This is a genomic window from Streptomyces sp. NBC_00539 (assembly GCF_036346105.1).
In the GTDB taxonomy this organism is placed as follows: Bacteria; Actinomycetota; Actinomycetes; order Streptomycetales; family Streptomycetaceae; genus Streptomyces.
Genome location: NZ_CP107811.1, coordinates 1,383,041 through 1,402,213 on the forward strand (window position 1 = coordinate 1,383,041; position 19,173 = coordinate 1,402,213).

Here is a 19,173-nt window from a genome sequence, read left to right on the forward strand (position 1 = left end):
CCCACCGGGGTGGGGTTCTTGCTCGTGTCCGAGGGGGGACTTGAACCCCCACGCCCGATAAAGGGCACTAGCACCTCAAGCTAGCGCGTCTGCCATTCCGCCACCCGGACCAGGTGATCGGCCCCGGTTTCCCGCGGCGACATGGACAACAATAGCAGGGGATCGGGGGTGGTTCCGACCGGGTATTCGGCGCGGGGGCCGCGCTGACCTGCGGGCATGGCGCGGCCGGGCGGTCAGGGGCAGTGGATGACCTGTCCCGCGTAGGAGAGGTTGCCGCCGAAGCCGAACAGCAGGACGGGGGCGCCGGAGGGGACCTCGCCGCGCTCGACCAGCTTCGAAAGGGCCATCGGGATGCTCGCGGCGGAGGTGTTGCCGGAGTCCACGACGTCCCGGGCGACGACCGCGTTGACGGCGCCGATCTTCGCGGCGAGCGGCTCGATGATGCGCAGGTTGGCCTGGTGCAGGACGACGCCGGCCAGCTCCTCCGGGGTGATCCCGGCCTTCTCGCAGACCTTGCGGGCCAGCGGCGGGAGCTGGCTGGTGGTCCAGCGGTAGACGGCCTGTCCCTCCTGGGCGAAGACGGGAGGCGTGCCCTCGATCCGGACCGCGTGGCCCATCTCCGGCACCGAGCCCCACAGGACGGGGCCGATCCCGGGCTCCGCGCAGGCCTCGACCACGGCCGCGCCCGCTCCGTCGCCGGTCAGCACGCAGGTGGTGCGGTCCGTCCAGTCGGTGATCTCGGTCATCTTGTCGGCGCCGATGACCAGGGCGCGGGTGGCGGAGCCGGCCCGGATCGCGTGGTCGGCGGTGGCCAGGGCGTGGGTGAAGCCCGAGCAAACCACGTTGATGTCCATGACGGCGGGCCCGGCGCTCATGCCCAGCTTGGCGGCGACGCGGGCGGCCATGTTGGGCGAGCGGTCGATGGCGGTGGAGGTGGCCACCAGGACCAGGTCGATGTCGCCGGGGAGCAGCCCGGCGTGGGCGAGGGCCTTGCCCGCCGCCTGGAAGGCCAGCTCGTCGACCGGCTCGTCGGGGCCTGCGATGTGGCGGGTCCTGATGCCGACCCGCGAGCGGATCCACGCGTCGTTGGTGTCGACCATCGCCTCGAGGTCCTCGTTGGTGAGCACTCTCGCGGGCTGGTAGTGCCCTAGCGCCACCACGCGTGAACCGGTCATGGGCGGGATCCCTCTCGTACGAGTGTCAGGTTCACCCAGCTTTGCCTGCTACCGGCGGGTACGGGTGCGTGTGACCCGACAGGAATATGGGGCCCTACTTTGGAGAATTCAGAGGATCTTCCTGCCGGGGGCGCCCGGAACGGCGCATCCGCGAGAATGGGGCGGACAGGTGCGCGACGGACAGAGCGCATGTCAGAGCGACAGAACGGCGGACTGATCACATGGGACGGGTCACCGAACGCCGTCGCGTCGTCCGGATCCGCGGCGGCGTCGCCGGGACCCGGCCGGACACGCTCGTGGCCGAGGAGCCGCTGGAGATCCGGCTGAACGGCAAACCGCTGGCCATCACGATGCGCACCCCGGGCGACGACTTCGCGCTCGCGGCCGGCTTCCTGGTGAGCGAGGGCGTGCTCGCGCACGCGGCCGACCTCCAGGCCGTCACCTACTGCGAGGGGACGGCGGAGGACGGGTCGAACACCTACAACGTGGTGAACGTGCGGCTCGCCCCGGGGGTTGCGCTGCCCGACATCTCCCTGGAGCGGAACGTCTACACCACCTCCTCCTGCGGCCTGTGCGGCAAGGCCAGCCTGGAGGCCGTCCGTACGGCGACCCGCTTCCCCGGGCTCGCGGCCGACCCGGTACGCGTGCGCGCGGCGGTCCTCGCGGAGCTGCCGGACCGGCTGCGTGCGGCGCAGAAGGTCTTCGACCGTACCGGCGGCCTGCACGCGGCGGCCCTGTTCTCCGCGGAGGGGGAGCTGCTGGACGTACGGGAGGACGTGGGCCGGCACAACGCCGTCGACAAGATCATCGGCCGGGCGCTGCAGTCCGGACGGCTCCCGTTGGGCGGCGCGGTGCTGCTGGTGTCGGGCCGGGCGTCCTTCGAGCTGGCGCAGAAGGCGGTGATGGCCGGGATACCCGTGCTGGCTGCGGTCTCGGCCCCCTCCTCCCTGGCGGTGGACCTCGCACTGGAGTCGGGACTGACCCTGGTCGGCTTCCTGCGCGGGCAGGACATGAACATCTACGCGGGCGAGGATCGCGTGACGCTCTAGCTCCTGCCCGGGCGGCGGGCCGGCCGGCCCTGCCCGGGCGGCGGGCGGACCGGTCCTGCCATGACGGCCGGCCGGCCCGCCCGCTCCGGCGTGGGAGGGCGGATGCCTCAGTCGACGGTGACGGTCATCTTGCCCAGCGCCTCACCTGCTTCCATGACCCGGTGGGCTTCGACGATCTCGTCGAAACGGAAGGTCCGCGCCGGTCTCGCGGGCAGGACTCCCGACTCGACCTTGGCGAAGATCGCGTCCAGGGGAACGTCGGAGAGCGGAAAGTCCGGGCCGCCCAGGACGAAGGCGCTGCCGAAGAAGCTCAGCTGCACACCGGACGGGAGGTCGGCGAGCGGGTCGAAGTCGCGTACCGGTTCGAAGCCGCCGAGGAAGCCGAGTTGGCATACCCGACCGCGCGGGCGCACCGCGGCCAGGGAGTCGCGCAGGACGTTGTTGCCGACGAGGTCGAACACCGCGTCGACGGCGCGGCCGCCCCCGTCGACCTGGGCGGCCAGGCGGCCGTCGTCGATGAGGACCTCTGCGGCCCCGAGTTCCTTGAGGAGCGGCGCGTGCGCGGGGTTGCGGGTGGTCGCGAGTACGTCCGCGCCGTGGTCGACGGCGAGGTTGACCGCGGCCTGGCCCAGGGAGGACGTCGCCCCGCGCACCAGCACCCGCTCACCCGGGCGCAGGCCCAGGTTGCCGAACAGTCCGTTCCACGCCGTCGCGTAGACCTCGGGAACGGCCGCCAGCTCGGCCCATCCCAGTGACGAGTCCACCGCCGCCACGTTGGTGGCCGGCACCGTGACCAGTTCGGCGTAGCTGCCGTTGCGGGTGCGGCCCATGCCGCCGAGGATCGCCACGACCCGGGTCCCGGGGGCGAAGTGGCCCGAGGGGTCGGACTCGACCGATCCCGCGCACTCGATCCCGGGGACGGCGGCGACATCACCCCAGGCGCCGGCGCGCATGTACGCCTCGGCGTGGTTGAGGCCGAACGCCTTGACCCGGATCAGCACCTCTCCCTGCGCGGGCACGGGGTCGGGCAGGTCGGTGACGTGCAGTACCTCGGGAGGGCCGTAGGCGGATATGACGATGGCCTTCATTGAGCGGGCTCCATTCTTGAATGGTTATTCAATTACGAGGGCTGAAAAAAGGGCCACCTCATGCGGTGGCCCCGGGGCGCGGCGGCCCCGTCAGGCGAGGACGGCGAAGGCGTTGTCGACGATGGCGCGCAGGACCGTCCCGTCGGGATTCGCCTTCCCCACGACCATCAGCCCCTGACACGTCGCGACCAGCAGCTTGGCGCTGCCGGCCGGGTCCACCGAGGCGCGGACCTCGCCGGTGTCGCGGGCGTTGCGCAGGGCCGTGGCCATGCACTGCTCCAGGCGGGCCAGATGGCCGCGCACGACGGCGGCGGCCTCGTCGTCCTCGGCCGCGTTCTCGATCGCGGTGTTCACCAGCAGGCACCCCTGCCGGCCCTCCGGGCTGAGCAGGTCGACCACCAGTCCGTCGAAGTAGCCGCGCAGTGCGGCCAGCGAGGCACCGGGCGCGGCCAGCTCGCCCAGCTTCTGCGGGACGACCAGCTTGGAATACCGCTCCAGGGACCGCAGGAACAGCGTGCGCTTGCCGCCGGGGAAGGCGCTGTAGAGGCTGCCGGGCTTCACTCCGGTCGCCTTGACGAGGTCCTCGATCGAGGTGGCCCGGTAGCCCTGCCACCAAAAGCGCAGCATGGCCTGGTCCAGCACGGCGTCGGGTTCGAACTCGCGGGGGCGGGGCATGGCACGACCATACATGAGCGACCATTCAAGAACCAGGCCCACGCCCCTTCTCCGGGTCCGGCGCGGCCCGCCTCACTTCCTCGTGCGCCCCCGCCGGCCGTCGCCGCGCGCCGGCTTGGGGTCCGGGTCCGGCGGGTCGATGCGGTGCAGGTCCAAGGTCGCGGGGAGGGGGCTCGTACCGGGGCCGCCCGCCTGCGCCCAGGCGATGATCTCGTCGGTCGCGGTGTCGTCGAGGGCCCAGCCGAACCAGGTCGCCCTGGCGCCCCGGCGCCGGGCCTCGCTGGTGGGCTGGACGACGATCACGTTGGCCTGGGCGCAGGGGCCGAGGCACTCGCTCGTACGGACCGCCAGGCGGCCCCCGGAAGCGGCGGCGGCCTCCCGCAGCCGGGCCAGCTGGCCGGCGTGGTCGGTGCCGGGGTTCTTGCGGGGGTCTCCGCAACAACAGCCCCGGCACACCACCAGGGTGCACGGGCGTTCGGCATGGGCGGAGAGCGGGCGTATCCAGGTCACCGACGCACGTTACCGGGCCTGCGCGACGGGGTGTTGGACCGCCTGGGAGACCTCCGCCACACGGCGGCCGGGCAGTTCGGTGCCGTCGACGGGGACGGGGTCCTGGGCCCGGCGGCGGGCCAGCACCGCACAGACCATCAGCTGCATCTGGTGGAACAGCATCAACGGCAGCACCGCCAGGCCTGCCTGTGCGCCGAACAGCACGCCGGCCATGGGCAGTCCGGCCGCGAGGCTCTTCTTCGACCCGGCGAACTGGATCGCGATGCGGTCCTCACGGCCGAATCCGAGGCGCCCGGCCCCGTACCAGGTGACCAGCAGCATCACGGCGAGGAGTACGGCCTCCACTCCCATCAGCGCCGCCAGGCGCGGCAGGCTGACCTGCCGCCAGATCCCGGCGGCCACACCGGCGCTGAACGCCGCGTAGACGACGAGCAGGATCGAGCCCCGGTCCACGCGGCCGAGCACCTTCTTGTGGCGGACCAGGAAGCCGCCGACCCAACGGCGCAGGGCCTGGCCCAGCAGGAACGGCAACAGCAGCTGGAGTCCGACCCCCAGCAGGGAGTCGGCGCAGAAGCCGCCGGTGGCGCCACCCAGCAGCCCGGCGGCGAGCAGCGGCGTGACGAGGATGCCGACGAGGCTGGAGAACGAGCCGGCACAGAGGGCGGCGGGCACGTTGCCCCGGGCGATCGAGGTGAAGGCGATGGAGGACTGGATGGTCGAGGGGACCAGGCAGAGGAAGAGCACGCCCTGGTAGAGCGGCGGGGTCAGGACGCCGGGGACGAGCCCGCGGGCGGCCAGGCCCAGCAGCGGGAACACGGCGAAGGTGGCGGCGAGCACGGTGAGGTGGAGCCGCCAGTGGCGCAGGCCGTCCAGGGCCTCGCGGGTGGAGAGCCGGGCACCGTAGAGGAAGAAGAGCAGGGCGACGGCGAAGGACTGGGCCGCCCCGGCGACGGTGGCGGCGGCGCCCCGGGCGGGGAGCAGCGCGGCGAGGCCGACCGTCGCGAGCAGGGCCAGGACGTAGGGGTCCAGCGGGAACCGGGCGGACGGGCGGGGGCGGCGCATGCGGGTGCTCTCTGAATACGAGGGGCGGGACTTCCCCATGCTGGCGCCGGCGACGGTCATCGGGAAACCCGTACACCGCACTGACTGTCATCACGTACCGCAATAGCATGGAGCGATGAACGGTCCCGGTATGTACGACCCGGTCCAGTTGCGTACCTTCCTGACCGTCGCGCAGACGCTCAGCTTCACGCAGGCGGCGGGGCGGCTCGGGGTGCGCCAGTCCACCGTCAGCCAGCACGTGCGGCGGCTGGAGGAGGCGACGGGCCGGCCGCTGTTCGCCCGCGACACCCACAGCGTCGAGCTGACCGAGGACGGCGAGGCCCTCCTCGGCTTCGCCCGGACCATCCTGGAGGCGCACGAGCGGGCGGCGGCCTTCTTCGCCGGCACCCGGCTGCGCGGCCGGCTGCGCTTCGGGGCGTCGGAGGACTTCGTACTGACCCGGCTCCCCGAGATCCTGGGGACCTTCCGCCAGGAGCACCCCGAGGTGGACCTGGAGCTGTCCGTCGAGCTGTCGGGCACCCTGCACGAGCGGCTGGACGCGGGGCGCCTCGACCTGGTGCTGGCCAAGCGGCGCGGGCCGGATGACGAGCGCGGCCGTCTCGTGTGGCGGGACCGGATGGTGTGGAACGGGGCGCAGGGGCTGCGGGTGGACCCGGAGCGACCCGTTCCACTCATCGTCTTCCCGCCACCGGGGATCACCCGGGCGCGGGCCCTGGAGGTGCTGGAGCGGGACGGGCGGGCGTGGCGGATCGCCTGTACGAGCGGCAGCCTGAGCGGGCTGGTCGCGGCGGCCCGCGCGGGGCTCGGGGTGATGGCGCACACGCGGGGCCTGATCCCGCCGGGCCTGGCCCGCGTCGGCGGGCTGCCGGAGCTGGGACCGGTGGAGTTCGCGCTGCTCCAGGGGCGGCGGCCGACCGCCGCCTCGGACGCACTGGCGGCCGCCGTCCTCTCCGGCGGCGACCGGCTGAGCCGGCAGGCTTGAGCAGCGGGCCACGGCAGGCCCGCTCCGGACGGCCGGCCCCAGAGCAGGCCGTGAGGCGGTCCGCCGGAGCGCCCGCACCGGAGCACCCGGACGCCTCCGTGCAGGTCACACGTACCCCGGAAGGCCCGGGGGGATCTTGTGGAGGTTTCCCGGGGGGTGCCGGTCGGCCGGTCGCGTGGGATAGCGTCGCGGCGCCGCACGGAGAGGAGCGGGATGTTGCGCGAGTTCACCGTCCCACCCGTGGTCGCAGGCATGCCGACCGGCGGCCTGGCCGACATCGTCTTCCAGCATGCCCGCGAGGACCCGGACCGGGTCGTGCTCGGCCGCAAGACGGACGGGGTCTGGGGCGACGTGACCTCCGGCGAGCTGGCCGAGGAGGTACTGGCGCTCGCGAAGGGGCTGCTGGCCCAGGGCATCGGCTTCGGCGACCGGGTCGCGGTGATGTCCCGGACCCGGTACGAGTGGACCCTGTTCGACTTCGCCCTGTGGGCCATCGGCGCCCAGCCCGTGCCCGTGTACCCCACGTCCTCCGCCGAGCAGGTGCACTGGATCCTGCACGACTCCGGGTGCACGGGCTGCGTCGTCGAGAACGAGGACCAGGCCATGACCGTCGGCTCGGTCATCGAGCACCTCCCCGGCCTGCGCAGGCTGTGGCAGCTCGACGCCGGGGCCGTGGCCGAACTGGTCGCGGACGGGGCGGGGGTGGCGCCCGACGTGGTGCACCGGCACCGCCGGGCGGTGACGCCGGACGCGGTCGCCACCGTCATCTACACCTCCGGAACCACCGGCCGCCCCAAGGGCTGTGTCCTCACCCACGCGAACTTCATGTTCGAGGCCGACACGATGGTGACCCGATGGGAGTCGGTCTTCCAGGCCGGGTCAGGCGAACAGCCGTCCACGCTGCTCTTCCTGCCGCTGGCCCACGTCTTCGGGCGGATGGTGGAGGTGGCGGCCGTCCGCGCCCGGGTCAAGCTCGGGCACCAGCCGGTGCTGGCGGCGGCCGAGCTGCTGCCCGACCTCGCCGCGTTCCGGCCGACGTTCGTGCTGGGGGTCCCGTACGTCTTCGAGAAGGTGTTCGCGGCGGCCCGCCGCAAGGCGGAGGCCGAGGGGCGCACCGGCCCCTTCGACCGGGCGGTGGAAACCGCCGTGCGGTACGCGGAGGCACGCGAGCAGAAGGCCTTCGGTACCGGCCCGGGCCCCTCCGCCGGGCTGCGCATGGAGCACCAGCTCTTCGAGAAGCTGGTGTACGGCAAGGTCCGCGAGGCGATGGGCGGCCGGGTCCGGCACGCGATGTCGGGCGGATCGGCGATGTCGCGCCGGCTGGGCCTGTTCTTCGACGGCGCGGGCATCACCGTCTACGAGGGCTACGGCCTGACGGAGTCGTCGGCGGCGGCCACCGCGAACCCGCCGGGGGCGACGAAGTACGGGACGGTGGGCCCGCCCATCCCCGGCTGCACGGTGCACATCGCCGACGACGGGGAGGTCTGGCTGCACGGCGGCCACATCTTCTCCGGGTACCTGAACGATGCCCGCGGCACGCAAGAGGTGCTGCGCGGCGGCTGGCTGGCGACCGGGGACCTGGGCCGGCTGGACGACGACGGGTACCTGACCATCACCGGGCGCAAGAAGGAGATCCTCGTGACCTCCAACGGCAAGAGCGTCTCTCCGACGGCCCTGGAGGAACGGGTGCGGTCGCATCCGCTGGTGTCGCAGTGCGTCTTGGTGGGCAACGACCGCCCGTACATCGCGGCGCTGCTGACACTGGACGTGGAGGGCGTCGCGCACTGGCTGTCGATGCGGGGGCTGCCGCAGCGCGCGGCGGCGGAGCTGGTGCACGACGAGGAGCTGACGGCGGAGGTGCGCAGGGCCGTGGTCGCCGCGAACACGCTGGTCTCGCAGGCCGAGGCGATCCGCACGTTCCGGGTGCTGGCCGGGCAGTTCACGGAGGAAGGCGGGCTGCTGACCCCTTCCCTCAAGTTGAAGCGGAGGGCGATCGAGAAGGCCTATGCGGCGGAGGTCGCGGCCATGTACGCGCACTGACGGCGCGCACGCGCCGGTCCGGAGGCCGGGGACCGGCCGTTAGGCCGCCCGGATGGCGGGAATACGTCCTGGGCGTGGCCGGTTGTCGTCCGACACGTCGTCGCAGGCGCACCGGCACGACCCCACCCCACCCGATCGCGAGGAACGACCCGACGTGAACCAGGTCCCCGGCATCAAGCTCAACAACGGCACCCTCATGCCCCAGCTCGGCTACGGCGTCTGGCAGGTCCCGGACGACGAGGCGGAGCGGGCGGTGGGCACGGCGCTGGAGGCGGGCTACCGCAGCGTCGACACCGCCGCGATCTACGGCAACGAGAAGGGCACCGGCAAGGCGCTCGCCGCGTCCGGTGTGCCGCGCGAGGAGCTGTTCGTCACCACCAAGCTCTGGAACGGCCCGTCGCAGCGCTGGGGCCGGGACGAGGTGCTGCGCGCGTTCGACGACTCGCTGGCCAAGCTGGCGCTGGACCACGTCGACCTGTACCTGATCCACTGGCCGCGCCCGATGCGCGACGACGTCCTGGCCATCTGGCGGACCTTCGAGGAGATCGCCGCGAGCGGCCGCGCGAAGGCGGTCGGCGTGTCGAACTTCCGCCCGGCGGACCTGGAGCGGCTCGGTGAGGTGTCCGACCTGGTCCCGGCGGTGAACCAGATCGAGCTGCACCCGCTCCTCCCCCAGACCGAGCTGCGCACCCTGCACGCCCGCCTGGGCATCACCACGGAGGCCTGGTCCCCGCTGGGGCAGGGCAAGGAGCTGCTGACCCTCCCGGCGGTGGCCACGGTAGCGGCCAAGCACGGGCGCAGCGCCGCACAGGTGGTGCTGCGCTGGCACCTCCAGTCGGGTCACGTCGTGATCCCCAAGTCCGTCACGCCGGAGCGGATCCGGGAGAACCTGGCCGTCTTCGGCTTCGCGCTCGACACCGAGGACATGGCGGCACTGGACGCGCTGGGCTCCGGCCCCTCGGCCCGCCGGATCGGCCCGGACCCGGACGTCTTCGACGCCTGAGGGGCCCGGACCGGGCGGGTTGTCCGCGGGCCGGGGCCCGGCCGGCGGCTCGGCGTCGGCTCAGCCGGGGCCGAAGCCGCTGACGAAGCCCTGGAGGCGGTACGTCGGCTCCTGGCGCGGGGTGTCCTGGCCGGGCAGCCGTTCCAGGCGGTCCGCCAGCTCCCGTGCACTGACACCGCGGGGGCTGACGTGGGAGGCGTAGCGCCCGGCCAGCAGGTCGGCGGCCGCCCGGCGCGGGGTGCGGCCCTGCCCGTGGCCCGTGAACGGGGCGTCCCCGTACGGGCGCAGCCCCGCCTCGGCGGCGTGGGCGGTGACCTGCGCCGCCGCGTCCGGGGGGCCGTCCGTCAGGTGGGGGGCGAACACCTCGTCGATGTCGCTGCCCACGTCGTGCGCGGCGTCCTTGTCCACGGTGGTCAGGAAGACCCCGCCGGGACGCAGCACCCGCCCGGCCTCGGCGACCACGGCCGCCACGGCGCCCGGTTCCCGCAGCAGGTGCAGCAGCCACACCGCGCTCACCGCGTCCAGGGAGGCCGCCGGGAAGGGCAGCCGGGTCGCGTGGGCGAGTACGACCGGGACCCCGCGCCGCGCGGCCGTCGCGGCCCTCGCGTACGAGGCGTCGGCGCCCAGGACACGCAGGCCGGGGCGGGTCAGCCGGGTGGTGACGACGCCGGTGCCGCAGCCGACGTCCAGGAGGGTGCCCGCGGTGGGCGGGAGGAGGCCGAGGACGGCGGCGGCGGCCGCCCCGGCGCGCGGGGCGCCGCCGCGGGCGGCGTCGTGGGCGACGGCCTCCGCGGCGTGGTCGACCAGCGGCGCCGGCCCGGCCCCCGGCATCAGCGGGCCCCGTGGGCGGGGGCCAGCGCCTCCACTCGCTCGGCCAGGGCGAGGTCGGTCTCGGTGACCGCGTCGCCCGCGCTGTGGGTGTTCACCGACACCCGGACCGTGTTGTAGCCGAGGGTGAGGTCGGAGTGGTGGTCCAACTCGTCCTGCACGACGGCGATGTGGGCGACGAGCGCGCTCGCCGCGAGGTGGCTGCCCAGCCGGTACGTGCGCTGGATCCGGTCGTCTTCGAAGGCCCACCCCGGGAGTTCCCGCAGCCGGTCCTCGATCTCCTTCTGGGAAAGCGGCTCGCCCGACATCCACACGCTCCTTCACGCTCCGGTCGGCCCGACTGCCTGACGTGGTGTCAAGGTTCCCACAGCACGTGCCGTCGGGAGGCCCCCCGCGCACCGGCACGTACCGTTTCTCGCGGTCTTCCGGCTAACGTCGGGCCATGACCTCTGCGGGTGTGGGCGCGCTGCTGCGTACGTGGCGGGAGCAGCGCGGTATCAGTCAGCTGGAACTGGCGGGGCGCGCCGGTTCCTCGTCCCGGCACATCAGCTTCGTGGAGAACGGCCGCTCCCGGCCCAGCGAGGAAATGGTGCTGCGGCTGGCGGAGCACCTCGACGTACCGGTGCGGGAACGCAACGTCCTGCTGGTGGCCGCCGGTTTCGCGCCCCGGTACGCCTGCACCCCGCTGGACGCGCCGGAGCTGGGCGTGCTGCGCGAGGGGCTGGAGCGGCTGCTGAACGCGTACGAGCCGTATCCGGCGCTGGTGGTGGACGCGACGTACCAGGTGGTCGCGGCGAACCGGGGCATCACGATGCTGCTGGGCGGCGTGGCGGAGCACCTGCTGGAGCCCCCGCTGAACGCGATGCGGCTCACCCTGCACCCGGAGGGGCTCGCCCCGCGGATCCACAACCTCCGCGAGTGGCGCGGGCACCTGCTGGCGCAGATGGAACGGCAGCTCGCGACGGCCCGCTCGCGGGCGCTGCGCGCGCTGTACGAGGAGGTGTCGGCGTACCCGGTGGCGGAGCGCGGGCGGCCCGGGGACGGGGAGCCGGCGGAAGCGACCGCCTACCTCGCGCTTCCGCTGGTGATCGAGCACGAGGGACACGTCCTGTCCTTCGTGTCCTCGATCTCCACCTTCAACACGCCGATGGACGTGACCGTCGCCGAGCTGGCCGTGGAGACCCTCCTCCCGGCCGACCCGGCGACGGCGAAGTACCTGCGCTCACTGGGCCCCTGACCGCCCCGGCGCGGCGCGGGCCGCCGGTGGCGGGTGGGGCTCAGAGCTCCGCGAGGTCGAGGCCGGCCTGGGCGGCGGCCGCCCGGACGGTCTGCTCCAGCAGGACGGCGATGGTCATCGGGCCGACACCGCCGGGCACCGGGGTGATCAGCGAGGCGCGGGCGGCGGCCGACTCGAAGTGGACGTCGCCGACGTTGCCCTCGTTGTACCCGGCGTCCAGGACGACCGCGCCCGGCTTGATGTCCTCGCCCCGGATGAACTCCGCCTTGCCGACGGCGGCGACCAGCACGTCTGCCTGGCGCACGATCGAGGGCAGGTCCACGGTGCGCGAGTGACAGTAGGTGACCGTGGCGTTGCGCTCCAGCAGGAGCATCCCGGCGGGCTTGCCCAGGATCGCGCTGCGGCCCACGACCACGGCGTGCTTGCCGGTGAGGTCGACGTCGTAGGCCTCCAGCAGCCGCATGATGCCGCCGGGCGTGCAGGAGACGAAGCCGGGGAGGCCGAAGCCCATGGCGGCGAAGGAGTGCATGGTGACGCCGTCGACGTCCTTGCCGGGGGCGATGGCCTCGAAGGCGGCGCGCTCGTCGATGTGGTGCGGGACGGGGTGCTGGAGCAGGATGCCGCTGATCTGCGGGTCCTCGGAGAGCTCGGTGAGCTTGGCGACCAGTTCCGCGGTGGTGGTCTGCGCCGGGAGCTCCACGTGGCGGGAGGTGATCCCGGCCTTGGCGCAACGGTTCTGCTTCATGCGTACGTAGGTGACCGACGCCGGGTCCTCGCCGACCAGCACGGTCGCCAGACAGGGGGCGGTGCCGGTGCGCTCGGTGAGCTTGGCGGCCTGGGCGGCGGTCTGCTCCGAGATGCGGCGGGCGAGGGCGGTGCCGTCCATCAGCCGGGCGGTCCGGTCCGGGGTGTGGGCCTGGGCGGTCGTCATGGGGTCTCCTGAGCGTCGCTGCGGTTTCGCGGTCGCGGTTCGCCCAGGCGCGCGGCAGTCGACGTACGGGATGCGGGTACGCCGGGCCGCTCCCCGGTGGTGATCCACCCGAACGCCAGTCACGGCCCGCCGCCCACTCTAGTCGACCCGGCGGACGGGCCCCTTCGGGCGGACCCCTCGGGCGGACCCCGGCGGGCGGACTCCTCGAGCGGCCCCGGCGGGCTGTGCGACAACCCGGTGGATCACCGGAACGGGAGCTGGGAGGATTCCGACATGACGCGCACTTTCGACGATCTCGTCGGCGAGGCGGACTCGGTCTCCGTGGAGGGCTGGGACTTCTCCTGGCTCGACGGCCGGGCCACCGAGCAGCGGCCCTCCTGGGGCTACCAGAAACTGCTGGGCGGGCGGCTGGCGGGTGTCCGCTCCGCCCTGGACATCCAGACCGGCGGCGGGGAGGTGCTGGCGGGCGCCGGGCCGCTGCCCCGCCTGACGGTGGCCACCGAGTCCTGGCCGCCGAACGTGGCCAGGGCCACGCGACTGCTGCACCCGCTGGGCGCGGCCGTGGTCGCGGACGCCGACGAGCCGCCGCTGCCGTTCGGCGACGAGGCCTTCGAGCTGGTCAGCAGCCGGCACCCGGTGACCGTGTGGTGGGACGAGATCGCCCGTGTGCTGACCCCGGGCGGCACGTACTTCTCGCAGCAGGTCGGTCCGGCGAGCGTCTTCGAGCTCGTGGAGTACTTCCTCGGCCCGCAGCCGCAGGAGGTGCGGCGGGCCCGGCACCCCGACGACGCCCTCGCGGGGGCGACGGCCGCCGGCCTGGAGGTCGTGGACCTGCGCTCCGAGCGGCTGCGTACGGAGTTCCACGACATCGGCGCCGTGGTCTACTTCTTGAGGAAGGTGATCTGGATGGTGCCGGGCTTCACGGTCGGGCACTACCGCGACCGGCTGCGCGAACTGCACGAACGGATCGGGCGTGAAGGCCCGTTCGTCGCACACACCGCCCGTTTCCTCATCGAAGCCCGCAAATCGGACTGAGGCGGGGGCGGGAGGAGGGCGGACGGATCAGGGCCGTATCGGGTTGCGCGGCCACAGCGTGGCGCAGGTCACTCAATTCAGCGCGTAACGAATCGACTCGGGCGTGCGATGAACCGACAGGTGTCCTCGCGCAGCCCGGAATACAGAGCCCCCTCGGGTCTGTTTCCCGAGTTCGCGCGATGATGTCCCGCCCACCCTTAATTGTTCGCAACGAGAGGCTCCTTGTGTCGCTCAGCCCGTCCCGTACGTTCCCTCCGGAGATCGCCGAATCGGAGGCCCTCGTCGCGCTCGTCGAGCGCGGCCGCGAGCAGGGTCACATCAACGGTGACGACGTGCGTCAGGCCTTCGAGGCCGGCCGCATCCCGGTGGACCAGTGGAAGCGGGTCCTGCGCAGCCTGAACCAGGTCCTGGACGAGGAGGGTGTCGCGCTGCACGTCAGCGCGGCGCCCGCCACGAAGGCCGCCGTCAAGAAGCCCCGCAAGGCGGCGGCCGCGCCGGCCCGCACCGTGACCAAGAAGGCGACGGCCGCACCTCGCCCCATCGGCGCGCGCAAGGCATCGGCCACCGCCCCCGCCGCCGCGGCGGCGATATCCGCTCCGCAGGCCACCGCCGAGGACGAGGTGACGGCCGAGGCCGCCGCCGAGCCCAAGAAGCGCGTGGTCAAGAAGGCCGCCGCCAAGAAGGCCACGGCCACGAAGAAGACGGCCGCGGCCAAGAAGACCGGCGCCAAGGACTCCGACGAGGCCGAGACCCCGGCCGTCGAGGGCGAGGACTGGGCGGCCGAGGACCTCGCCGACGAGGTCGAGGAAGAGGCCCCCAAGGCCGGCGGCACCCAGGGCTTCGTACTTTCCGACGACGACGAGGACGACGCCCCGGCGCAGACGGTCATGGTGGCCGGCGCCACCGCCGACCCCGTCAAGGACTACCTCAAGCTGATCGGCAAGGTCCCCCTCCTCAACGCCGAGCAGGAGGTCGAGCTCGCCAAGCGCATCGAGGCGGGTCTGTTCTCCGAGTACAAGCTCGAAGAGGAGGACGACCACAAGCCCGCGTTCAAGCGCGAGCTGGAGATCCTCGTCGAGGACGGCCGCCGGGCCAAGAACCACCTGCTGGAGGCCAACCTCCGTCTCGTGGTCTCGCTCGCCAAGCGCTACACCGGCCGCGGCATGCTCTTCCTGGACCTGATCCAGGAGGGCAACGTCGGTCTGATCCGCGCCGTGGAGAAGTTCGACTACACCAAGGGCTTCAAGTTCTCCACGTACGCGACCTGGTGGATCCGGCAGGCGATCACCCGCGCCATGGCCGACCAGTCCCGCACCATCCGCATCCCCGTGCACATGGTCGAGATCATCAACAAGCTGGCCCGTGTCCAGCGCCAGATGCTCCAGGACCTCGGCCGCGAGCCCACTCCGGAGGAGCTGGGCAAGGAACTCGACATGACCCCGGAGAAGGTCATCGAGGTCCAGAAGTACGGCCGCGAGCCGATCTCCCTGCACACCCCGCTGGGTGAGGAGGGCGACAGCGAGTTCGGTGACCTCATCGAGGACTCCGAGGCCGTGGTCCCGGCCGACGCGGTGTCGTTCACCTTCCTCCAGGAGCAGCTCCAGTCGATCCTGGGCACGCTCTCCGAGCGTGAGGCGGGCGTCGTCTCCATGCGCTACGGCCTCAACGACGGCCAGCCGAAGACGCTGGACGAGATCGGCCGCGTGTACGGGGTCACCCGCGAGCGGATCCGCCAGATCGAGTCCAAGACCATGTCGAAGCTGCGCCACCCGTCGCGTTCCCAGGTGCTGCGCGACTACCTGGACTGATCGGACCGGCTCACGAAACCGGCCCGGGCCCCGTACGTACGGGGCCCGGGCCGGTTTCGTGCAAGGGCTCCGGCTCAGGCGGTGGCGCGGGACTTGCGCGCGGCCATCACGGCGTAGCAGAAGACGCCCGCGAAGAGGAACAGGACGCCCTGGTAGACGGCCGCGTAGCCGGAGCCCGCCACCAGCCACATGGAGAAGGCGAAGGCGAGGCAGGCCAGGGCCGCGTCGCGGACCAGCCGGCCGCGCCGGACCCGGTCGCGCTGCCCGGAAGCCAGGAAGTAGACCTGGGCGGCGGTGGACAGCAGGTAGGGGACGGTCGCCGTGAAGGTGGTGACCAGCACCAGCACCTCGAACACGCCGTCGCCGCCGGCCGTGTAGTTGTAGACGGTCAAGGCGGACGCCAGGGCGGCGGTCACGAGGACGCCGGCCACCGGGACCCCTCGCCGCCTGGTCTCGAAGACCTTGGGGAAGAGGCCGTCCCGGGCGGCCGCGTAGGGGGTCTGCGCGCTGAGCAGGGTCCAGCCGTTGAGGGCGCCGACCATCGAGATCACCGCGGCGCAGGCGACGAGGGTGCCGCCCCAGGTGCCGCCGAACATGGCGTCGACGGCGTCGGAGAAGGGCGCCTGGGAGGTGACGAGCCGGTCGTGGGCGACCAGCCCGAAGACGGAGAGGGTGCCCAGCAGGTAGACGACGGCCGCGCCGGTGGTGCCGAGGACGGTGGCCCGGCCGACGTTGCGGGCCGGGTCGCGGACCTCGCCGGCGCTGACGGCGGCGGACTCGACGCCGAGGTAGCTGAACAGCAGGATCGCGGCGGAGGCGGAGACCGCGCCGACGGGGCTCTGGCCGGTGGCCCGGAAGGGGCCGAGGTTCGCCGGGTCGAAGGCGAACAGTCCGCCGACGGCCACCAGCAGCAGCGGGGCGAACTTGAGGACGGTCGAGACGAGTTGGACCGCGCCCACGTACCGGGTGCCGGCCAGGTTCGCGAGCGCCGGCAGCCACTGCACGGCGAGGGCGCCCAGGCACATGGACCACGTGTGGTCACCGAGCGCCGGGAAGAGCACGCGGAGGTAGCCGACGGCGGCCACGGCGAGGGCCGCGTTCGAGACCCAGGTGGTGATCCAGTAGCTCCAGGCGGCGAGGAACCCGGCGAAGTCACCGAAGGCGGCGCGGGCGTAGACGTAGGGGCCGCCGGTCTGCGGGTGCCGCTCAGCAAGCCGGCCGAAGACCAGGGCGAGGGCGATCGCGCCGAGGGTGAGCACGCCGAAGGCGACGAGGCTGATCGTGCCGAACGGGGCCACCGAAGCGGGCAGGAGGAAGATGCCGCCGCCGATGATGTTGCCCATCACCAGGCAGCTCGCGATCGGCAGACCGAAGCGGCGGACGTGCGGGCCGGCCGCGCGGTCCTCGGGGGTACTCGCCGGGGCGGGGGCGGGGGTGGTCCGCGGGCCGGGCTCCGGGTCGTGCAGGGTGGTGCTCACGGGTGGTGCGCCTCAGGTGTTTCATATGCTGGACGGGTCGGCACATCGTCGTCCACGCCAAAAGCCGCACCAAATCAGCGGGTTTCGTCCTGTACGGGCACCCCCGCGGACGGAAGTATTCCGCTTGCGGCGGTCTCCGGCCGCGAATCCTGCGCCGGAGCCGCCACCGGCACCTGCGGCCCGTCCGCCTCCCGCAGCCAGCGCCGCAGGACGTGGTGCACCGCTTCGGCGCCCACCAGCCCGGGCCCCGGATCCGACAGCTCCGGCGGCCACATCAAGAACGCGTGCCCCTGCTCCCCGCCGAGGCCGCCGTGCGAGCCGATCTGCTCCTCGAAGGCGTGCACCACCCCGGTCCGCGGATCGCACGCCGAATTGACCATGATGTCGGCCACGTGCGGGAAGGAGTCCGTGCGACGGACGGCCTCGGCCGCGCCCGGGCCGAAGGCTGCCAGCAGCGCCTCTGCCTCGCCGGGCCGGTCCAGCCGGGCCACCGCGCCGCCCGGGCCCAGCACCTCGCCGTCCACCAGCAGGAAGCCGACGCCCGGGTGGTCGGCCAAGGTGGGCAGCAGGGCGGGGTGGGCGCGCTCGATCCAGGCCCGGCCCGCCCGCCCCGGCACGTCCGGGAAGGAGATCAGCCCGAGGTTGCCCGACGCCAGCACCACCGGGTCGGAACCCGTCGCCCGGTGCGCCCCCTCCCCCTCCTCCACCGGCCGGTGGAGGGCCGCGAGTACCGCCGCCCGGGCCTCGGCGCCGCTGCGGGTACGACCGGCCCGGCGGGGTACCGGCAGCCCGCAGCCCGCCCGGACCAGGTCCTTCAAGGTGAGCCCGTACCGGCCGAGGAAGGTCTCCCCGGGGCTCTGGCCGTGGTCCGAGAGCAGCACGATCCGATAGGCGCGGGGGGCGTGCTCGGCGACCCGGGTGATCAGCGCGAGGCTGCGGTCGAGGCGGGCCAGCACCTGGTCGGTGTCGGGGCCGTGCGGTCCGCAGTGGTGCGCGACCTCGTCGTAGGCCACGAGGTCCGCGTAGACGGCGGCCCGCCCCGCGAGCATGTCCCCGACCACCGCCGCGACGACCACGTCCCGTTCGACGACGGTCGCGAAGGCCCGGATCAGCGGGTACAGGCCCCCGCGGCCGACGCGCGGGCTCTGGCGGCGCACCCGGGCCCGCAGCGACTGGCCGATCTCCCGGCCCACCTCGGCGACGAAGGAGACGGCGGTGCGGACGGCGTTGGCCGGGTCCGAGAAGTACGCGAAGTAGCCCGCGCGGGAGCGGTTGGCGCGCCCGCGCCGGGCGGAGAGGGAGAGCACCAGCGCGAGCTGGTCGGCGCCCCCGCTGAACAGGTTGCCGCGGCTGGCGCCGTCGAGGGTGAGCAGCCCCCCGTCGCCGGTGCGGGCGATGGCGCGGCGCTGGAGTTCGGCGGCGCTGGCGGGGCGGTTGCAGACCATCACCTCGCCGGTGTCCTTCTCGTACCAGCGGAAGGCCGGCACGTCGAAGGTGGAGCCGTGCAGGATGCCGAGCTGACTGGCGCCGGTCTGGCTGGACCAGTCCGTGCGCCAGGGCGTGACCTTGTGGCCCCGCTCCAGCAGGCCGGCCGCCGTCGGCATCAGACCGCGCTCCAGCGCGCGGTGCAGTTCCCCGTGGCCGACCCCGTCCAGCTGGAGGAAGACCAGGCCGGGCGCCGGGCGGCCCGCGCCGCGTGCCCGGGCGCCGGGTCCGCGGCGGCGGCGCCGGTCGGCGAGCCGGTAGAGCCTGCGGCGGTACGCCTCGTCGTCCCGTACGGCGAGCGCGGTGGACGTCGCCGACGCCACCGCGGACATCGCCGCGGCGACGACCACCGCCGTCTCGGGGGCCACCTCGCCGTGGCCGTCGGGAACCAGGCCGATCGCGATCAGCAGCAGCGAGCCGTTGAGGAAGAAGACGAGCAGACCGAGCACCAGTGCGGGCACCAGCAGCAGGGCCCGGACGAGAAGCGGCCACACCAGCGCGCTCAGCAGGCCGAAGGCCCCGGCGCCCCACGCGGCCGTCAGGCCGATGCGGGTGAGGCTGTCGCCGCCGGGGCCCGCCGCCTGGAGGCGGAAGTCCGGCAGCACGCCCGCGAGAACGAGCATGGTGAGCGTGGAGACCGCCCACACCAGGATCACCCGCACCAGCGCGCTGCCCGCCGTGCGCCACCGCCGTCGCCCCACGCCGCACCCCCGTTCCCGTTCTCCCCTGCCAGCGTCGCACGGGCGGGGTCACACGGGAGGGGGCGTGGGCAGGGGCGCTCGGATCC

17 protein-coding genes, 1 tRNA gene and 1 riboswitch are annotated in these 19,173 nt (G+C 73.3%); of the genes, 7 read left to right on the forward strand and 11 right to left on the reverse strand.

Annotated features, from left to right (window positions below):
- Positions 1-25: 25 nt before the first annotated feature.
- Together OG861_RS06180 and OG861_RS06185 are read right to left on the reverse strand one after the other, a co-directional pair.
- Positions 26-110, reverse strand: a tRNA-Leu gene (locus OG861_RS06180).
- Positions 111-233: 123 nt separating this feature from the next.
- On the reverse strand, positions 234-1,175 hold the full coding sequence (locus tag OG861_RS06185) for a beta-ketoacyl-ACP synthase III (protein WP_330261412.1): 942 nt from the start codon (positions 1,173-1,175) through the stop codon (positions 234-236).
- Positions 1,176-1,396: 221 nt separating this feature from the next.
- Here OG861_RS06185 and fdhD point away from each other — a divergent pair, with 221 nt between their 5' ends.
- Complete coding sequence (gene fdhD / locus OG861_RS06190) at positions 1,397-2,224, forward strand: formate dehydrogenase accessory sulfurtransferase FdhD (protein WP_330261413.1); 828 nt, start codon at positions 1,397-1,399, stop codon at positions 2,222-2,224.
- Between the two features lie 107 nt (positions 2,225-2,331).
- Here the strand turns inward: fdhD and OG861_RS06195 are convergent, their stop codons facing one another.
- The 4 genes from OG861_RS06195 to OG861_RS06210 all read right to left on the reverse strand — a co-directional run bounded on the left by OG861_RS06195 (position 2,332) and on the right by OG861_RS06210 (position 5,559).
- A complete protein-coding gene (locus OG861_RS06195) occupies positions 2,332-3,312 on the reverse strand; it encodes a zinc-binding dehydrogenase (protein WP_329199705.1) in 981 nt (326 codons plus the stop codon).
- A 90-nt stretch (positions 3,313-3,402) separates the two neighbouring features.
- The gene (locus tag OG861_RS06200; RefSeq protein WP_329199703.1) at positions 3,403-3,987 is read right to left on the reverse strand and encodes a TetR/AcrR family transcriptional regulator; all 585 of its coding nucleotides are present in this window, start codon (positions 3,985-3,987) and stop codon (positions 3,403-3,405) included.
- A gap of 72 nt (positions 3,988-4,059) precedes the next feature.
- Complete coding sequence (locus OG861_RS06205) at positions 4,060-4,497, reverse strand: (2Fe-2S) ferredoxin domain-containing protein (RefSeq protein ID WP_329199701.1); 438 nt, start codon at positions 4,495-4,497, stop codon at positions 4,060-4,062.
- 9 nt (positions 4,498-4,506) lie between these two features.
- Positions 4,507-5,559, reverse strand: a complete 1,053-nt coding sequence (locus tag OG861_RS06210; protein ID WP_330261414.1) for a bile acid:sodium symporter family protein — start codon at positions 5,557-5,559, stop codon at positions 4,507-4,509.
- Between the two features lie 130 nt (positions 5,560-5,689).
- Between OG861_RS06210 and OG861_RS06215 the strand changes: the two genes are divergently transcribed.
- The 3 genes from OG861_RS06215 (at position 5,690) to OG861_RS06225 (ending at position 9,584) form a co-directional block, all read left to right on the forward strand.
- On the forward strand, positions 5,690-6,541 hold the full coding sequence (locus tag OG861_RS06215; protein WP_330261959.1) for a LysR substrate-binding domain-containing protein: 852 nt from the start codon (positions 5,690-5,692) through the stop codon (positions 6,539-6,541).
- A 216-nt stretch (positions 6,542-6,757) separates the two neighbouring features.
- Positions 6,758-8,581, forward strand: coding sequence for an AMP-dependent synthetase/ligase (locus tag OG861_RS06220; RefSeq protein WP_329202549.1), 1,824 nt, complete (start codon positions 6,758-6,760; stop codon positions 8,579-8,581).
- 154 nt (positions 8,582-8,735) lie between these two features.
- Complete coding sequence (locus OG861_RS06225) at positions 8,736-9,584, forward strand: aldo/keto reductase (RefSeq protein WP_330261415.1); 849 nt, start codon at positions 8,736-8,738, stop codon at positions 9,582-9,584.
- Positions 9,585-9,644: 60 nt separating this feature from the next.
- Here OG861_RS06225 and OG861_RS06230 read toward each other — a convergent pair whose 3' ends face one another.
- Entirely contained in the window at positions 9,645-10,415 is a 771-nt protein-coding gene (locus OG861_RS06230; protein WP_329199698.1) for a class I SAM-dependent methyltransferase, read from the reverse strand.
- Entirely contained in the window at positions 10,415-10,720 is a 306-nt protein-coding gene (locus OG861_RS06235; RefSeq protein ID WP_329199696.1) for a 4a-hydroxytetrahydrobiopterin dehydratase, read from the reverse strand. The genes OG861_RS06230 and OG861_RS06235 overlap by 1 nt, the downstream gene beginning before the upstream one ends.
- Before the next feature lie 134 nt (positions 10,721-10,854).
- Here OG861_RS06235 and OG861_RS06240 point away from each other — a divergent pair, with 134 nt between their 5' ends.
- Positions 10,855-11,649, forward strand: coding sequence for a helix-turn-helix domain-containing protein (locus OG861_RS06240; RefSeq protein WP_330261416.1), 795 nt, complete (start codon positions 10,855-10,857; stop codon positions 11,647-11,649).
- 40 nt (positions 11,650-11,689) lie between these two features.
- Here OG861_RS06240 and OG861_RS06245 read toward each other — a convergent pair whose 3' ends face one another.
- On the reverse strand, positions 11,690-12,580 hold the full coding sequence (locus tag OG861_RS06245; RefSeq protein ID WP_330261417.1) for a bifunctional 5,10-methylenetetrahydrofolate dehydrogenase/5,10-methenyltetrahydrofolate cyclohydrolase: 891 nt from the start codon (positions 12,578-12,580) through the stop codon (positions 11,690-11,692).
- 34 nt (positions 12,581-12,614) lie between these two features.
- A riboswitch (ZMP/ZTP riboswitch) is annotated at positions 12,615-12,713 on the reverse strand.
- A 140-nt stretch (positions 12,714-12,853) separates the two neighbouring features.
- Here OG861_RS06245 and OG861_RS06250 point away from each other — a divergent pair.
- Together OG861_RS06250 and OG861_RS06255 are read left to right on the forward strand one after the other, a co-directional pair.
- Positions 12,854-13,615 carry a methyltransferase domain-containing protein gene (locus tag OG861_RS06250; protein ID WP_329199691.1) on the forward strand — a complete coding sequence of 254 codons (762 nt, stop codon included), beginning with the start codon at positions 12,854-12,856 and terminating at the stop codon, positions 13,613-13,615.
- 224 nt (positions 13,616-13,839) lie between these two features.
- Complete coding sequence (locus OG861_RS06255) at positions 13,840-15,423, forward strand: RNA polymerase sigma factor (protein ID WP_330261418.1); 1,584 nt, start codon at positions 13,840-13,842, stop codon at positions 15,421-15,423.
- Positions 15,424-15,497: 74 nt separating this feature from the next.
- Here OG861_RS06255 and OG861_RS06260 read toward each other — a convergent pair whose 3' ends face one another.
- Together OG861_RS06260 and OG861_RS06265 are read right to left on the reverse strand one after the other, a co-directional pair.
- Positions 15,498-16,901: an amino acid permease gene (locus tag OG861_RS06260; protein ID WP_330261419.1), complete on the reverse strand. Its 1,404-nt coding sequence runs from the start codon at positions 16,899-16,901 to the stop codon at positions 15,498-15,500.
- 74 nt (positions 16,902-16,975) lie between these two features.
- Positions 16,976-19,087: a phage holin family protein gene (locus OG861_RS06265; protein WP_329199685.1), complete on the reverse strand. Its 2,112-nt coding sequence runs from the start codon at positions 19,085-19,087 to the stop codon at positions 16,976-16,978.
- Positions 19,088-19,173: the final 86 nt, after the last annotated feature.

Coding starts and splice junctions, on each gene's coding strand:
- OG861_RS06250 (WP_329199691.1), top strand. CDS start 12,854: ATGACGCGCACTTTCGACGATCTCGTCGGCGAGGCGGACTCGGTCTCC.
- OG861_RS06215 (WP_330261959.1), top strand. CDS start 5,690: ATGTACGACCCGGTCCAGTTGCGTACCTTCCTGACCGTCGCGCAGACG.
- OG861_RS06185 (WP_330261412.1), bottom strand. CDS start 1,175: ATGACCGGTTCACGCGTGGTGGCGCTAGGGCACTACCAGCCCGCGAGA.
- fdhD (WP_330261413.1), top strand. CDS start 1,397: ATGGGACGGGTCACCGAACGCCGTCGCGTCGTCCGGATCCGCGGCGGC.
- OG861_RS06235 (WP_329199696.1), bottom strand. CDS start 10,720: ATGTCGGGCGAGCCGCTTTCCCAGAAGGAGATCGAGGACCGGCTGCGG.
- OG861_RS06195 (WP_329199705.1), bottom strand. CDS start 3,312: ATGAAGGCCATCGTCATATCCGCCTACGGCCCTCCCGAGGTACTGCAC.
- OG861_RS06240 (WP_330261416.1), top strand. CDS start 10,855: ATGACCTCTGCGGGTGTGGGCGCGCTGCTGCGTACGTGGCGGGAGCAG.
- OG861_RS06200 (WP_329199703.1), bottom strand. CDS start 3,987: ATGCCCCGCCCCCGCGAGTTCGAACCCGACGCCGTGCTGGACCAGGCC.
- OG861_RS06245 (WP_330261417.1), bottom strand. CDS start 12,580: ATGACGACCGCCCAGGCCCACACCCCGGACCGGACCGCCCGGCTGATG.
- OG861_RS06210 (WP_330261414.1), bottom strand. CDS start 5,559: ATGCGCCGCCCCCGCCCGTCCGCCCGGTTCCCGCTGGACCCCTACGTC.
- OG861_RS06230 (WP_329199698.1), bottom strand. CDS start 10,415: ATGCCGGGGGCCGGGCCGGCGCCGCTGGTCGACCACGCCGCGGAGGCC.